The 15,003-nt window shown below is 56.3% G+C and carries 12 protein-coding genes and 2 pseudogenes; 7 read left to right on the top strand and 7 right to left on the bottom strand.

What is annotated here, in order from left to right; all coding sequences use genetic code 11:
* Positions 1–2 precede the first annotated feature (2 nt).
* The 4 genes from FMA36_RS18780 to FMA36_RS18765 form a co-directional block, all read right to left on the bottom strand.
* Positions 3–485 (bottom strand): MSMEG_0572/Sll0783 family nitrogen starvation response protein, encoded by a 483-nt coding sequence (locus tag FMA36_RS18780; protein WP_159264429.1) that lies wholly within the window; start codon positions 483–485, stop codon positions 3–5.
* Between the two features lie 340 nt (positions 486–825).
* Complete coding sequence (locus tag FMA36_RS18775) at positions 826–2,229, bottom strand: aminotransferase-like domain-containing protein (protein WP_159264427.1); 1,404 nt, start codon at positions 2,227–2,229, stop codon at positions 826–828.
* A gap of 395 nt (positions 2,230–2,624) precedes the next feature.
* On the bottom strand, positions 2,625–2,750 hold the full coding sequence (locus FMA36_RS18770; protein WP_082267141.1) for a zinc-binding dehydrogenase: 126 nt from the start codon (positions 2,748–2,750) through the stop codon (positions 2,625–2,627).
* 163 nt (positions 2,751–2,913) lie between these two features.
* A complete protein-coding gene (locus tag FMA36_RS18765; protein ID WP_159264425.1) occupies positions 2,914–3,903 on the bottom strand; it encodes an NADPH:quinone reductase in 990 nt (329 codons plus the stop codon).
* Between the two features lie 127 nt (positions 3,904–4,030).
* Here FMA36_RS18765 and FMA36_RS18760 point away from each other — a divergent pair, with 127 nt between their 5' ends.
* Positions 4,031–4,357: a winged helix-turn-helix transcriptional regulator gene (locus tag FMA36_RS18760; RefSeq protein WP_019092466.1), complete on the top strand. Its 327-nt coding sequence runs from the start codon at positions 4,031–4,033 to the stop codon at positions 4,355–4,357.
* Positions 4,358–4,692: 335 nt separating this feature from the next.
* On the opposite strand, the gene FMA36_RS18755 is transcribed toward FMA36_RS18760, so the two are convergent.
* Positions 4,693–5,091 carry a MerR family transcriptional regulator gene (locus tag FMA36_RS18755; protein WP_003618791.1) on the bottom strand — a complete coding sequence of 133 codons (399 nt, stop codon included), beginning with the start codon at positions 5,089–5,091 and terminating at the stop codon, positions 4,693–4,695.
* 73 nt (positions 5,092–5,164) lie between these two features.
* Here FMA36_RS18755 and FMA36_RS18750 point away from each other — a divergent pair, with 73 nt between their 5' ends.
* The 4 genes and pseudogenes from FMA36_RS18750 (at position 5,165) to FMA36_RS18735 (ending at position 11,412) form a co-directional block, all read left to right on the top strand.
* Complete coding sequence (locus tag FMA36_RS18750) at positions 5,165–5,815, top strand: cation efflux transmembrane domain-containing protein (protein WP_159264422.1); 651 nt, start codon at positions 5,165–5,167, stop codon at positions 5,813–5,815.
* Positions 5,808–7,250, top strand: a complete 1,443-nt coding sequence (locus FMA36_RS18745; RefSeq protein WP_019088956.1) for a TolC family protein — start codon at positions 5,808–5,810, stop codon at positions 7,248–7,250. The genes FMA36_RS18750 and FMA36_RS18745 overlap by 8 nt, the downstream gene beginning before the upstream one ends.
* Positions 7,247–8,281: an efflux RND transporter periplasmic adaptor subunit gene (locus tag FMA36_RS18740; protein WP_146891046.1), complete on the top strand. Its 1,035-nt coding sequence runs from the start codon at positions 7,247–7,249 to the stop codon at positions 8,279–8,281. The genes FMA36_RS18745 and FMA36_RS18740 overlap by 4 nt, the downstream gene beginning before the upstream one ends.
* Positions 8,281–11,412 (top strand): annotated as a pseudogene (locus tag FMA36_RS18735) (efflux RND transporter permease subunit). The gene FMA36_RS18740 and the pseudogene FMA36_RS18735 overlap by 1 nt, the downstream one beginning before the upstream one ends.
* Before the next feature lie 26 nt (positions 11,413–11,438).
* Here FMA36_RS18735 and FMA36_RS18730 read toward each other — a convergent pair.
* Positions 11,439–11,636 carry a hypothetical protein gene (locus FMA36_RS18730; RefSeq protein WP_159264420.1) on the bottom strand — a complete coding sequence of 66 codons (198 nt, stop codon included), beginning with the start codon at positions 11,634–11,636 and terminating at the stop codon, positions 11,439–11,441.
* A gap of 106 nt (positions 11,637–11,742) precedes the next feature.
* On the opposite strand from FMA36_RS18730, the gene FMA36_RS18725 reads away from it, so the two are divergent.
* Together FMA36_RS18725 and FMA36_RS18720 are read left to right on the top strand one after the other, a co-directional pair.
* Positions 11,743–12,809 (top strand): IS630 family transposase gene (locus tag FMA36_RS18725; RefSeq protein ID WP_110571345.1). Its coding sequence is split into 2 segments (ribosomal slippage): positions 11,743–12,229 and positions 12,229–12,809, totalling 1,068 coding nucleotides; the frame shifts between segments, so codons are not numbered across the junction.
* A 460-nt stretch (positions 12,810–13,269) separates the two neighbouring features.
* Complete coding sequence (locus tag FMA36_RS18720) at positions 13,270–14,637, top strand: tyrosine-type recombinase/integrase (RefSeq protein WP_053324182.1); 1,368 nt, start codon at positions 13,270–13,272, stop codon at positions 14,635–14,637.
* A 203-nt stretch (positions 14,638–14,840) separates the two neighbouring features.
* Here the strand turns inward: FMA36_RS18720 and FMA36_RS19970 are convergent.
* A pseudogene (locus FMA36_RS19970) lies at positions 14,841–14,984 on the bottom strand (IS3 family transposase); the annotation flags it as partial.
* Positions 14,985–15,003: the final 19 nt, after the last annotated feature.

Here is a 15,003-nt window from a genome sequence, read left to right as displayed (position 1 = left end):
CTTTAGAGGGTCCAGGTATTGAGGATGAAGGCGTTGTCGCGACGGGCCAGCAGGATGATGTCGAGCACGTCCTGCGGATTGATGGGCGTGATGCCGGGGATCAGGTTCTGCTCGCCGTAGCCATAGAGGGCCTGAAGCGCGAAGCGGCAGGCATAGACTTTGCCGCCCTCTTCGAGGATTTTTGCGATCTGCTTGTTGCAGTTCATGTGCCCCGGAAAGGCTTCGTCGCCCAGACGGGGAAAGCCGCGCTGCACACCAAGGGTCACGCCCGGCCCATACAGCAGCACCGACGTCTCGAAGCCCTTGCGGATCAGGCGGGTGGCCTGCAGCAGGTTTACGAACCCGACCGAGCCTTCATTGGCGACGGTGTGGAAGGTTATGAGGGCTTTTTCGCCGGGTTTGGCTTTGATGTCCTCAAAGACCTTGTTTTCATAATTGACGAAACAGTCGCCGTCTTTGTACGGAGCGTGTTCGACTTTCGGCATGGTATCTCTCCCGTGTGCTGCGGTCTCCGGCAGGGAGCCGGGGCTGACCGTGTTGCCGAGGCAAACGTGGCACGGGATGGCAGAGAGCCAAAATATTATATGCCTCATGAAAAGGGTACAAACGGATCAAATCAGATCACATGCCGCCATCCTGCCAAAACAGAGACATACAAAAAATATACGACAACCATACAATCGTAAGGGGCATCCATAAGAATCTGTTTTAGCTTGATTTTATAATCACGCAGTCGTGAATGAAGTGCCTTTTTGTTTTTCCATATGCCCGCATGGCGCACCCCGGAATCAGATGTTCCGATCGATTCCAGACACTGCGCGCAGGTCACACAATATCAGCGAAGCCGGGTGAGCGTTTGTGTTGCAGGACCGACAGCACGCCATGCAGGGATTCCTCAAGGCTTGCAGCATCCGGTGCGCTGCCCAATGCAATGCGCGCCCGCTGCGGCGGCTCGCCGCTGATGGTGAAAACGGTGCTGGGCACCAGCGCCAGGCCTTGCCTGCGGGCATACGCCACAAAATCCGCACTGCCCCACCAGTCCGGCAATTTCAGCCACACATGCGGGCCGTCGGGGTTCATGCAGTGCCCCTCACCCAGAACCTTGCGGGCAATGGACTGGCGCAGGCGCAGCTCCTTGCGGATGGCATGCAGGATTGTATGCGCCTGCTCCGTCTGCATCCATCGCGCCGTGAGCGCGCTGAGCAGACCGGCATTGGTGAGCGCGATCGCCCGGATGGCTGCCGTAACGCGCCGGGTCATGTCCGCATTGGGCAGGGCAACATAGGCCGTGCGCAGGCCGGGGCTGAGCGTCTTGGCGAGGGTGGCCACGTAGCTGACACGGCTATGGTCGAGGGCCGCCAGCGCCGGGAGCGGGTTGTCCATCAGCAGGCTGTAGGGATCATCTTCCGCAATATGCAGATGATGGCGCTGGGCGACCTTCAGGATGTCCCTGCGCCTTTGCAGCGACATGGTGGCCGTGGTGGGATTGTGGATGGTCGGGATACAGTAAAGTAGCCGGGGATGATGTTCGGCGCAGACCCGATCCAACTGGTCCGGCATCATGCCTTCCATGTCGCTATCCACACCAACCAGAATAAGGTCAAACTGCGCTGCTATGGTCCGGATGCCCGGATAGGCAATACGGTCGGTGACAATGACATCGCCGGGCTGGGTATGGGTGCTGACAATGGCCGCCAGAGCGCTCTGGGCACCCGGTGAGACAAGAATTTCGTCCGTTCGCCGCTGGCCGATCACGGGCGCGATCCATTTCGCGCCAAGCTGGCGCTCCTCCAGAGTGCCACCCGTCACCCGGTATGACATCAGGCTGTTCAGATCCTGCTGCTTCAGGATGGCCGTAATATCGCTCTGGATAAGCCGCTGAAGCGGCGGATCCTGCGGGATCGGCGGCAGGTTCATGGTCAGATCCACCACAGCCGGTCCCGTATGGCGCCAGTGGCTTTCCCCCGCACCGACACGCACAAAAGTGCCCCGCCCGACCGTTGCGTCAATCAGACCGCGTCGGCGGGCCTCGGTAAAGGCGCGGGTCACGGTCGTCAGATTGGTGCCAAGATATTCTGCGATCGTTCGCTGTGGCGGTAGCCTGTCCCCTTCCCGCAGGTCGCCCTTGCGGATGGAAAGCGCCAGGGCATCGGCCAGCGTCATGTAAATCGCGTTCCGACTCCGGCTGATCTCTTCTTTCCAGTGGGCGAGATAGGGGTATGCGGACATGGGATGGAATTTCCATATATTCGATGAGATTCCATTCGACCATATACCATACAATCCGTGCAATAATGATCGATACAGATTAATGGTTGGGTGCTCCGTCCAGGTCATCACGCCACTTCGTCGCGTTAATGTCCTCTCCAAAGAGTTAAGTTCACGTAGTTCTATCACTCACTGTTTAAAGCGATCCGACCAGACCCACATCCGTTCGATCCGGAGCCAATAGGTTCATAAGCAAAATGTATCGTTCCATTATCTCTTTGCTGATCGCAGTTGAGGCTGCGTCCGGAATGGGGGTAAGCGGACCGTCCGACTACGGTTCATCTGAATGTGCAACTGGACACGCCAGGACAGCCGTCATGCCATCGGAGCAATATAGAGAACCATTATCGCGTGGGTTAGTCCGAGAGGGCAATGACAATTTTCCCGACATGGCTACCAGTCATGAGATGGTCAAATGCCTCCCTTGCCCGAGCAAAGGGAAACACACTGTCGATCACAGGCCTAGGCCGGACGCGGTCCATGCGCGCGCAAGGTCTTTCACCATCGGTCTGTCACCCACAGGGGGCGTTACATAGAACGGGCACAGATATCCGCTAAAGCCCGGAATCCCCGAACGAGACGGTCTGATGGAAGCCGAATGACAGCTGTGCGGCGAGGATAAGCCGGAGTTGCCTTGCCGCCTTATCAGTCGACCACCCGAACAAGTACCTTGCCAGTGACGGCCCCCTGTTCGAGAGCGGTGTGTGAGTCTGCTGTGCGGTGGAGGGGCACGATCAGGCCAATCACAGGCTTGTAGGCTTTTGCTTCGAGACAGGCGGTGATGTCGATGATAGCAGCCTGCTTGGCCGACAACGGCACGGTGTAGATATAGACGAACCGGAAGACGGCACCGGCGATCATCGCGCGCAGCAGCGGGATCGAACTTTCATCCGCCGCGTCGCGCATCGCGTAGGAGCTGATGACTCCACCGTTCGCCAGACAGTCGAGATCCAGGTCGAGGTTCTCGACGAGATTGACGTCGACAATCCGATCAATGCCTTTGCCCGCCGTGGCGTCCCGTATCCTGGCCGGGACGTCTTCGCCGCGCAGGTTGAGGACTAAATCAGCTCCAGCTTCACGTGCGATTGCCTCGTGCTGCGGTTTGCGGACCGTCGTCGCAACCCACGCTCCCGCCCATTTGGCGAGATGGATCGCGGCCGATCCGACCACCCCGGCACCGCCATGAACCAGAACCCGCCGGCCCTTGAGGTCTCCGTCGGCAAAGAGGCAGCGATGCGCGGTCAACGCCGGAATGCCAAGAGATGCGCCGATTTCATACGACGTCGTGGCCGGCAGCGGCACCGCATTGGCGGAAGGAACGACGACATAATCAGCCGCTGTTCCCTCGGCACGACCTGCCTGCGCTTCAAAGATCCACACACGTTCCCCAATCCTCGATGCCGGGACGCCCATGCCCACAGCTTCGATCACACCGGCACCATCCTGGTGAGGAATGATGCGTTCATAGGGCATAGCAGACGAGAATCCGGTCCGTGCTTTCATATCGGTCGGATTAACGCCAGACATGTGTACGCGCACGAGAACGTCGCCCGCCTTGGGCGAGGGAGTCGGGAGATTGCCGAGGATCAGGACATCGTCCGCCGCACTCTGGCGGTCGTAGTAAATGGCACGCATGATCAATTCCTACTGTTGGAGGACGCCACAAAGCGGACGCTACAGAGCAGAAAATCTTCACATGCAGGCTTTTATGCAAGAAGGCACTTATTTGATATATAGAGATAGATAGTATACTAATAGCCTTATGACATCAGATCCGAAGCCTTTTCGCTGTGCCGTCGAAGTCACAGTCGAAGTTGCCGGCGGCAAATGGAAGCCGCTGATCCTTCATTATCTCCTCGGCGGGACGAAGCGGTTCGGTGAACTACGCCGCCTGATTGGTGGGGTGACGCAACGCTCGCTCACGCTCCAACTCCGGCAGTTGGAAGAACATGGCGTGATCCGTCGTGAGGTGTTCGCGGAAGTGCCTCCCCGGGTTGAATACTCGCTCACGGAGCGGGGCAGGACGCTTGCGCCTGTCCTGGAAGCGATGAAGCTGTGGGGCGAAAATTACGCGGCTCAACAGCTATAGGCGAGCCGCGCGGGTCTGACAGAGCCCAATCCTCCCGCGCCATGTAGCCATGTCCGCGTCGGGGAAACTCAGGGCTGCGCTCGGCGTCCGAAACGAGGCGTGGGCCGTCTGTCTGTTCAACATGGACGGAGCAGGCAGGTGGATAAGGGGGGGAAGCCGAATGTCTGCTTCAGAACTGGCCTGATCATAAACTGCCACCATGGGAGCACGTATAGTCCTTGAATTTTCCATGAGGATTTTTCAGATTCTGACACGTGAGGATGAGGCCGTATAACTATTTCGGGTAATCTTCCGTCAAATGCAGAATCGACTGGCTGCGAAAAAAGTCAGGAGAACTAATTATCAAACGGAGAAAGTGCTTCAATAATTCGGCATTCTGAAATATTACCTCCCCCGCATGATTCTATCATCGTAGAAAGTTCATGGCGCAATGCGATGAGATCCGCAATTTTGCGCTCAATTTCTGCCATATGGTCACGAGCAATTCTATCAACTGTCTTACAATCCTGGGTTCCCTGATCCGTTAGGGATAATAGAGCTCTTACCTGGTCTAATGAAAAACCCAGATCCCGAGATCGACGAATAAAAGACAGTCTCGCGAGTGCCTCATCATCATAAGTGCGATAATTGCCATCGGTCCGCTGTGGCGGAGCCAGAAGACCGATCCGTTCGTAATAGCGGATCGTCTCGACTTTGGTATTCGTCGCCTTCCCCAAGGCACCAATCGATCGCATTCCCTGCCTCTTGACCCTGTAGTTGCTACAGGGAGCATACATTAAAACAGATGATTCGTCAGGGAGGCGCTGGATGGCAGGAGGATGCTGTGGTGGATGCACAGATACGCCGCTACCAATCAATAAATCATGGCGGAGAGCGCTCCTGATCGCGCTTTTTCTCAATGCCAGCATGTTTGCCGTTGAAGCTGGGGCTGGCGTGTCGGTTGGATCTGCATCCGTACAGGCGGACGCGATTGATTTCCTTGGCGACAGCGCCAACTACGCAATAAGCCTCAGTGTTGCCGGAATGGCATTGCGATGGCGAGTTGGCGCGGCCTTTCTGAAAGGCCTGACCCTGTTCATGGCTGGGCTATGGGTAATGGCCAATGCTGGGTGGATAGTAATGAACAGCAACCATCCGCCTCACCCAGACGCAATGGGCGGCATTGGTCTGCTTGCCCTCGCGGTCAATCTGGCCTGTGCCCTCATATTATGGACACACCGGAAAGGTGATGCCAACCGCCGTTCTGTATGGATCTGCTCTCGTAATGATGCGATCGGAAATGTTGCCGTTGTGCTGGCAGCTCTGGGCGTGTTTGGCACTCGTTCTGCGTGGCCGGATATTGCGGTAGCTGCCATCCTTGCGATGCTTGGTATTAGTGGAGGTGTGCAGATTATGCGACAATCGAGAGTAGAACTAACAGATAACAAATCAGATATATCACGACATATCAATGTATAAATCATATAATACTCTAGAATATATTAAGCAGGTAAGGAGACGCACACGCTATAATGCGGCATTCATTCTCCTGATTTTTCCCCTGCTCTGTGGCTGTACAAATAGTGATCACTCAAATATTTCGCCGGAATCAGATGTCCAGAAATTTTCCAGCCGTCAATTTACGGATGCCGGATTGCAAGAATTCATTACAAAAGTTCTCGGACCAAACGTATCGAGTCAGGAAAACGCATGGGGCATCACTCGCCTGACGCTTGCTACCTTGTATTTTCATCCCGATATCCTTGTAGCTAAAGCTGAACTGGAAACGGCTCGCGCTGGAATCAAGACAGCCGGTCAACTGCCCAATCCCAGTTTCACGGTGCTGGGTGGCCCATCGGCTCATTACGTCGGCTACGGCGCGTCAATACTGATCGAATTTTTCGGCAGGCGTTATCACCGTATCAAAGAAGCCAGATATCGGGCTGCCGTCGCGCAATGGGAAGTCATCAATACTGCATGGAAACTACGCAGCGACACGCGGTCTGCTCTTCTCGGCGTCTGGGCTGTATCCGGGCGCCTCAAGCTTGTGGAAGAGACTGCGGCAGCTAAACGCGAACTCTTTACCCTGGAACAGGCACGTTTTGATCAGGGGCGAGCATCCGCTCTCGAAATATCGCAGGTACGGACGGAAATGATCCATGCCGAGTTGTCTGTCAGTGATCTGCGGCGCGAGTATGCCGTCCGTAAGGCAGCTCTGGCAGGAGCAATCGGGGTTCCTGCCGAAGCACTTGATTCCATTGCTCTTGATACAAAAGCATTTGATGTCTGTCCCGACCTCATGGAATACCGCGATTCACAGGACATGAGATACCAAGCCGTAATGCAACGCGCGGATCTGCGGGAACTTCTTGCGTCTTATGACGCCGCCCGACAGGCTCTACGGGTCGAAGTTTCCCGACGCTATCCCGATGTCACCATCAGTCCCGCCTATAACTGGGATATTTCAAATCGCTTTGAGGTAAATCCCTCTCTGCAAATTCCGATTTTCAATCAGAACGAAGGCCCCATAGCTGAAGCTGTTGGGCAGGAGCATGAGGCGGCGGCTCGTCTCCGGCGTGCAGAGAACACGGTGTTTAAGTCCATCTCGCAGGCTACGGCCAATTACCGCGGCACGACATCAATTCTGCTACAGGCGGATGAACTTGCCAAAACCGTACGGGTAAGGCTGAACCAGATGCAGCACCGCCTTCAGTCAGGCGCAATCGACCGACCAACGATGGTTATGACTCATATAGAGCAGATTCAAGCAGAGACCGCTCTTCTTGAAGCAGAAATTCAGCAACGGCAAGCCATAGGTCAGATCGAAGATGGCATGCAGCAGCCCATTTTTGATCACACCAGTGCCGCGCAGGTTTCCGGCCTGCTTGAAAATAACCAAAGGAACTCACCATGAAAGCGAGGGCCTTCTGGCTGCCTCTTGTAGGTCTTTCTGTCTTCCTAGTTCTAAACGTGGCGGACATTGCTGTTGCAGATGATGATGATCCACCAGTTTCGGTTCTTGGCGCAGAGGCGACCGTGACGGTCTCCCCGGAAGCAGTTACGAAGAGTGGCATCGCTTCTGCACGACCCAGCATCGTGCCTTGGAGAAAGTTGGTTCCCGCCTATGGTTACGTTCTGAACGCAACACAACTTATCACTCTTGTTAGTGATTATGCTGACATGAAAGCGCGGCTGGAGAGCATGCAGGCACAGCAGACGCTTGCCCGTGCGAAACTCGATCGTGACAAAGGACTGTATCGCGACCGGCAGAATATCTCTCAGGAACAATTCCAGGAGACAACAGCCAGATTTCAGTCCAACTCAGCTATGGTAAAAGCAGAACAGGTCCGGGTGAATAACGCACTTAATATTATCAGACAGCAATTTGGTTCGGTCATATCTGACGCTACCGAAAAAAATACAATTTTCATTACACAGTTACTTCAACAACAAGTGGTCTTGGTCAAGGTGACCCTTCCACCAGATACGGATCTACCAACCCCACCAAGTCAGGCGGATGTGACCGATTATGGAAACACGGGTGGACACGGGACAATGCTCCACTATTTGTCTCCTGTAACCATGACCGATCCTGCTATTCAGGGGCGTAGCTTTTTCTATTTTGCGTCGGCTGAAAGTCAGCTTGTCGCGGGCATGAATGTTTCCGTTCTCCTGCCTACCGAAGAGGAACGTCCCGGTATCCGGATACCTGCATCAGCTATTATCTGGCTGCAAGGTAAGTCGTGGATATACCGTGATAACGGACACGGAAAATTTACACGCCTACCCCTTACGACCGACGTGCCGGACCGAGAAGGTGGCTACCTGATCCAAGATACTCCAGGACAAATCACACACGAAACGCAAATCGTCGTAGAGCGTACGCAATTACTTCTGTCTGAAGAATTCCGAGCTCAGCTTGAATCAGGAGACGATGACGACTGATGACGGGACGTTCTTTCAGCCTTCAGGCAGCTATTATCGGGTTTTCGATCCGCTTCCGGGGCGTGGTTATCGCAACCGCATGTCTGTTGTTCTTCTATGGCCTGTATGGCTTGAGACATGCCAGCTATGATGTGTTTCCGGAATTCATTCCGCCACGGGTCACGATCCAGACCGAAGCCGCTGGTTTTACGCCGGAACAGGTCGAAACATTGGTTAGTCGCCCAATGGAAATTGCCCTGACCGGCCTCCCGGGTATTCAGCGCGTGCAATCGACTTCGATTCAGGGACTGTCAGTCGTCAACGTCCTGTTTGCGACATCGACCGATATTTATCGCGCCCGGCAACTGGTCGGGGAACAAATGAATGTTGTTGCACAGCAATTGCCAGCCGGTGTTCATGCTCCGACTATGACGCCACTGACCTCATCCGCCGGTCTGGTACTGGTGATTGGTCTGACGTCGGAACAACAGTCCCTCATGCAGTTGCGCACGCTTACTGACTGGTCATTAAGGCCGCGTCTGCTGGCGTTGCCTGGTGTGGCTGGAGTCAGTGTGTTTGGCGGGGAGCGTCGGTCACTCCAGATACAGGTACATCCAGACCAACTCATCTTGCATCATATCGGACTTGATGACGTCCTTGCGGCTGCCCAGGAAGCAACTGGCATACAGGGGGCCGGCTTTATTGATACCCCGAACCAAAGAGTCGTTCTTCAGTCTGACGGTCAGGCCCTGACGCCAGAAAGTCTGGCCCGCACTGTGATTGTCCGCTCTGATAATGGTGCTGTCACACTGGGCAGTATTGCCACTGTAACTGAAGCCCCTATTCCCGCCTTCGGCGCGGCCAGTATCGAGGGAAAAACAGGCATTGTGGTTAATATATGGGAACAGTACGGTGCCAATACGATGGCTGTGACCCGGGAAATCGAGGCGGCACTTACCGATTTCCGCCCGCAATTGCAGGGACAGGGGATTACATTGCATGCTGACCTGTTCCGACCCGCCAATTTCATTACGACCGCATTGGGGAATGCCACACGAGCATTGCTTCTGGGCGGTTTTCTGGTGGTTGCCGTAATCTTTCTTTTCCTTTTTGACCTGCGAACCGCTGCAATCTGTTGCGCCACCATACCTTTGGCTATTCTGATAGCCCTGTCGTTGCTGGAGACACTCGGGGTTACTTTGAATGCCATGACCCTGGGGGGCTTGCTATCGCCATCGGCGAGGTCGTGGATGACGCCGTGATCGGGGTCGAAAATGTTACACGCCGATTGCGTGAGAACCGGCTTCTGGTCCAGCCCGCATCTACAGCGCGCGTCGTACTCGATGCATGCGTTGAAGTCCGCAGTGCAGTGGTTTACGCGACCTTTGCTGTCATTATCGTTTTCTTGCCTGTCATCGCCCTTCCCGGACTTTCGGGACGACTGTTTGCTCCACTGGCAACAGCTTATGTTCTTGCGGTCATGGCTTCTCTTGCCGCTGCTGTAACCGTTGTACCTGCACTCTGCGCATGGCTCTTGGCGACGCCTGGAGAAACCCGGAGAGAGCCCCCCTGGCAGGATGGACCGCCAGAGCTTATGAACGTCTTCTGGCCAGATTAATGCGCCATCCCCGATTTGTTATAGGCGGGATGATCCTGACCACCTTGATAGGGTTTGCGGCCCTTCCATTCCTTGAAAGCGATTTCATTCCTGATTTCAAGGAAGGTCACCTTATCATTCATATGACGGCTGCTCCGGGGACTTCCCTGGAACAGTCTCTGAAATTAGGTAGACAGGTTACAGAAAAACTTCGTCAGCTTCCCGAAATCCGTTCGGTTGCTCAGAGAGTCGGACGCGCCTCGCTGGATGAGGACACGTATGGACCACATACCAGCGAGTTTGAGGTTGATTTGAATCAGGTGGATGGGAAGGCTTCCCGACAGATTGATGCCCGCGTTCGCAAAGCGCTTGACGGGTTCGTTGGGGCCAGTTTTTCTGTCAGTAGTTTTTTGACGATGCGCGTAAACGAAACCCTTTCTGGTTCGTCTTCGGCTGTGGCAATCAATATTATTGGCGATGATCTGGATGTATTGGATATCCAGGCAAATAATATTGTCCGCATGTTGCATCAGATACATGGCGCAACAGATGTCCGGATAGAAGCACCCCCTGGTGTTCCGGAACTTGCTATTCGGCTACGCCCTGCTGATCTGGAGCGCTGGGGGCTTCGGTCGGCGGATGTACTCCGATCCATCCATACAGCCTGGCAGGGTGAAACCGTGGGGCAGATATACGAGCGTTCTGCGGCTTTTAATGTTATGGTTCGTCTTGATGACGCAAGTCGTAATGATGTTGCGTCTGTCGGCTTCCTGCCACTGCATACTGTTCACGGAAACTACGTACCACTCCGCGCTGTCGCAGACATATATGAGACGAACGGTCGCTATCAGGTGTCACATCTGGGAGCACAGAGAACACAGACTGTCACCGCAAATGTTACAGGACGATCAACTCAATCTTTCGTTCAGGACGCACGCACGGCTATAGCAAAAAATATCAAACTGCCTCTTGGAACCTACGTTCAGTTTACATCCGCAGCGGAAGCTGAATCACAATCACGCAAGGAACTGTTTATAAATTCCGGGCTCGCTGCCATAGCGGTCATGATTCTGCTCTCAATAATCACACAAGGATGGCGCAATCTCGCTCTGATACTCGTCAATCTTCCCTTCGCATTTGTCGGCGGCATTCTGGCAATCATTGTTTCCGGCACAACGCTAACTCTTGGGGCAACAGTCGGCTTCGTTACTCTATTCGGGATTACGCTTCGGAATTCGGTGATGATGATTTCGCATTTTGAGACTTTGGTCGAGCGGGAACATCTCACATGGGGAGTAACAACAGCGCTCCGGGGGCCAGAGACCGCGTCGTCCCCGTACTCATGACATCGCTCGTTACGGCGCTTGGACTGGCGCCTCTGGCTGTTGATATGAATGCGCCTGGGCGGGAAATCGAAGGACCTATGGCAGCTGTCATTCTTGGAGGGCTCATGACATCAATGATACTTAACCTGTTTGTTTTGCCTATTCTTGCTGTCAAATTTGGTAGTTTTTCTGAAAACGAAACGGGAGTTCCGGAAACCTTGTTCAAGTGACAGGTATGGGCCACTGCTGCACAGAACTACTTGAAGATTATGTCCGATATGCCAATAGAACCCAGAATGAAAACTGCTTCCGTATCACGCTCGGCCACCATTCGGTCTGACTCGACCTTCTGGTTGGGTTCGGAATTGCCTTCATGAATCTTGACGCTGTCCAGAAAATCTGGATTGCCGCCCGCACCGAACATCATCGTGTCAAGGCCGAAAACCGAAAGCATCGTTGCCCGATCCAAATGATTTATACCAAGGGCTACTGTCGCTGACTCATCTGTGAAGTGACGCGAAGGGCCTGTTCTGATTCTGTCGTGAGAGGGAGGATCGGGAATGGCTGGTGCGATTGCCTTACGGACGGATTATACGGCTTCTGCGTTACGGCGTCTGGCCTCTCGTACGCGGGATGCGAATGTTGCACGGCGCCTTTTGTCTCTGGCTGCGGTGCGCGACGGTGCCAGCCGGGGCGAAGCGGCGCGGATCGGCGGGATGGACCGGCAAACCCTGCGGGACTGGGTGCACCGGTTCAATGCTGCGGGGCCGGATGGCTTGCACGATCAGTGGCGCAACGGGTCGGTCTGCCGCCTGACAGCGGACCAACTGGCAGAATTATCGGCGCTGGTCACGACAGGGCCTGACCGTGCCCGGGACGGCGTGGTGCGCTGGCGTCGGGTCGATCTTCAGCGGGTCATCGAAGAGCGTTTTGGCGTCTCCTATCACGAACGCCATGTCTCCGCCCTGTTGAAGCGGCTTGGGTTCAGCCACGTCAGCGCGCGTCCGCGTCACCCCGGACAGGATCCGTCCGTCATGGACGCGTTTAAAAAAACTTCCCCACGATCCTGAGCGCCCACACCGGGCATCTGCCCAGAGGCAGGCGGATTGAACTCTGGTGGCAGGACGAGGCCCGCATCGGGCAGAAAAACGGTCTTGTCCGGCAATGGGCGCGGCGTGGCACCCGACCACGCCAGCCTGCCGATCAACGCTATGAGAATGCCTGGCTGTTCGGCGCCATCTGCCCCGCACTCGGCAAGGCGGCAGGCCTGGTGTTGCCGTTTACCGGCACGGCCAGCATGCAACTGCATATCGAGGAAATCTCACGCTGCGTCGCACGCGGAGCGCATGCCGTCGTCCTGCTCGATCGTGCCGGCTGGCATACGACACCCAAACTCAGACTGCCGCGCAACGTCAGCCTGATCTTCCTGCCGTCCCGCGCGCCCGAACTGAACCCGGTCGAGAATATCTGGCAGTTCCTACGCGCCAACTGGCTGTCCAACACCGTGTTCAGCGGCATCGAACACATCATCGAAGCCGCATGCACCGCATGGAACAACCTCACCGCCCTGCCACAGACCATCCGATCCATCGGCCTCAGAAAATGGGCTCATATAGGTCAAAGGTGATAGCCCGTAGTATTATACTCCCTGCCCAGTGGCTTCGGGCGTGTCTTGCTACGGCCAACCTAAGCGCCTGTATTCTTGCTGGTTATTTCCCATAACGATCACCCCACTCTCGGCTCCAAGTGATAGCGGGGGACTGCGCGGACTATGTCCGTTATGCGAAAGGCGAGCCAACCCACTTTTATGTCCGACATGAGGCGTAAGCGGACCCACACGTAGATAAAACTGTGATCGTGCTTTGTAACGTAATTAAGGGCTTTTTTCGCACCAATAAGGGACATTCGCATAATTAAGAGGATCAATAACGTGCTGAAATGTATAGGTATTCACTAATATAATTAAGGGTTTTCGACAAAAATCCCAAAATGCGCCTGTTTCCGAGCCTTTTCGCCAAGCCTGTCTGTGTGCCCCTTCCCTGCTGCCCAAGTGACGGCCAGGGGCCATACGCGCGGGCAAGCCTGCCATGCTGAGCGACGTCCGGATCCTCGGCGCCAGCAGGCGCGCGCAGGCCGCGCTGCACGACCGTGTTGACCCCCTGACGCGGCAGCGTCTGGCCGGCATCGAATTGCCGGACGGTACCTATTCCCCGGATACCCCCCTCGCCCAGAACGTGCCGTATGCGTCGGCGGCCCAGCAGATGGCTCAGGACCATGTGGCCGATATCCCATCAGGGTTTGAACTGGCCGTCGGGCTGGAAATCGATGATGGCACCCCCTGTTTCCTGGCCTGGTTCCGGCCGCTCCAGCCCGTAGGGGCCTGTCCCGGGACGGCAGACGCAGCGCCCCCTGCGCCGGTTGGCCAGCCACCTGCTGCCGTCGCGCAATGGTTTTCCGTCGTCTCGGCACAGCCCGTACCCGAACATGACGGCCGCCTGGCCACGGCCCGTCAGGCGGCCGATGCCTATATGCACCGCAGCAAGGCCGAGAACACACTGCGCACCTATCGCGCTGCCGTGCGGTCCTGGTGTCGCTGGGCGGCCGGTCATGCCCTGCCCGCCCTGCCGGCCCGCAGCGAGGATGTTGCCGCCTATCTGGCCGACATGGCGCTGCAGGGGCGCAGGACCAGCACCATCGACCTGCATCGTGCCGCCCTGCGCTACCTGCACCATCTGGCGCAGATTGCCGTACCCACCGCCCACCCGATGGTGACCGCAACCCTTGCTGGCATCCGGCGGGAGGCAAAGGAGACCCTGCCCCGCCAGAAAACCGCGCTCACCTGGGACAGGCTGGTCCGGGTCGTCGAGGCCATCAGTCCCCACGATCTGGTCGGTGCGCGGGACCGGGCCATTCTTCTGCTCGGTTTTGCCGGTACGTTCCGACGCTCCGAACTTGCCGCACTGAAAGCGGACGACCTTACGGTGGACGAGGATGGCATGCAGATCCGGCTGGGCCGGTCCAAGGGGGATCTCCAGCGCAAGGGCGCGCTGATCGGCATCCCGCGGGGCCTGACCCGGAACTGCCCGGTTCTGGCATACGAGACCTGGCTCCGGCAGGCCGGGATCACGGAAGGTCCGGTCTTCCGGCGCATCTGGTCCGCGCGGGACCGCAGGGCGGGCACTACTCCCGTCGGGACCCCGCCCAGGATCGGGCCGCACGCCCTGTCGGACCGGGCGGTCACGGACATCATCCGCAAGCGATGCGGCGACACCCACCTCGAGGGGGACTTTGGCGGGCACAGCCTGCGCCGCGGGGCCATCACCACGGGGGCGAAAGACGGGTATGATCTCCTGGAGCTGAAGCGCTTCTCGCGGCACAAAAGCCTTCAGGTCGTCGAGACCTATATCGACACGGCCAGCATCAAGGCCCGGCACCCGGGAAGATCGAGATTCTGAGACTGTCTTGACCCCTGCCGCCGGAGCGCTTCAACTCGCCTTCAACCGCAACACGTCAAGAGGAATCAAACAGAGGAAACAGCGTGATGGGAATGAACTGCCCCGGGTTTACCGGAGAACGATTTGTTCAATAATCAGGCAGTGATATCAAGCCTGCTCTGATCTGCGTAGAAGGCCCGTTCGACTTCGGCAGGAGGCCTATAGCCGAGTGGCGCCCGCAGGCGTTCGACAGTGCAACGCGCAACCTGCCACTTCTCACGCTGCAGGCCGTGCCAGATCTTGCGCGCACTATAAACAGCACGGTTGTCCCGCTAGATCCGGCGGATATGTTCCATCAGTTCCCCATCGTATCGAACACGTATGCTG

The sequence above is a fragment of the Komagataeibacter xylinus genome (assembly GCF_009834365.1).
Lineage (GTDB): Bacteria > Pseudomonadota > Alphaproteobacteria > Acetobacterales > Acetobacteraceae > Komagataeibacter > Komagataeibacter xylinus_D.
Note: the sequence above shows the minus strand (reverse complement) of the source record. Positions and strands in the feature narration are given on the sequence as shown.

What these genes read in the sequence shown, in the direction of transcription:
- FMA36_RS18720 (WP_053324182.1), top strand. Translation starts at nt 13,270, where the DNA reads ATGCTGAGCGACGTCCGGATCCTCGGCGCCAGCAGGCGCGCGCAGGCC.
- FMA36_RS18780 (WP_159264429.1), bottom strand. Translation starts at nt 485, where the DNA reads ATGCCGAAAGTCGAACACGCTCCGTACAAAGACGGCGACTGTTTCGTC.
- FMA36_RS18760 (WP_019092466.1), top strand. Translation starts at nt 4,031, where the DNA reads ATGACATCAGATCCGAAGCCTTTTCGCTGTGCCGTCGAAGTCACAGTC.
- FMA36_RS18750 (WP_159264422.1), top strand. Translation starts at nt 5,165, where the DNA reads ATGGCAGGAGGATGCTGTGGTGGATGCACAGATACGCCGCTACCAATC.
- FMA36_RS18770 (WP_082267141.1), bottom strand. Translation starts at nt 2,750, where the DNA reads ATGGACCGCGTCCGGCCTAGGCCTGTGATCGACAGTGTGTTTCCCTTT.
- FMA36_RS18740 (WP_146891046.1), top strand. Translation starts at nt 7,247, where the DNA reads ATGAAAGCGAGGGCCTTCTGGCTGCCTCTTGTAGGTCTTTCTGTCTTC.
- FMA36_RS18745 (WP_019088956.1), top strand. Translation starts at nt 5,808, where the DNA reads ATGTATAAATCATATAATACTCTAGAATATATTAAGCAGGTAAGGAGA.
- FMA36_RS18765 (WP_159264425.1), bottom strand. Translation starts at nt 3,903, where the DNA reads ATGCGTGCCATTTACTACGACCGCCAGAGTGCGGCGGACGATGTCCTG.
- FMA36_RS18755 (WP_003618791.1), bottom strand. Translation starts at nt 5,091, where the DNA reads ATGCGATCGATTGGTGCCTTGGGGAAGGCGACGAATACCAAAGTCGAG.
- FMA36_RS18775 (WP_159264427.1), bottom strand. Translation starts at nt 2,229, where the DNA reads ATGTCCGCATACCCCTATCTCGCCCACTGGAAAGAAGAGATCAGCCGG.
- FMA36_RS18730 (WP_159264420.1), bottom strand. Translation starts at nt 11,636, where the DNA reads ATGCTTTCGGTTTTCGGCCTTGACACGATGATGTTCGGTGCGGGCGGC.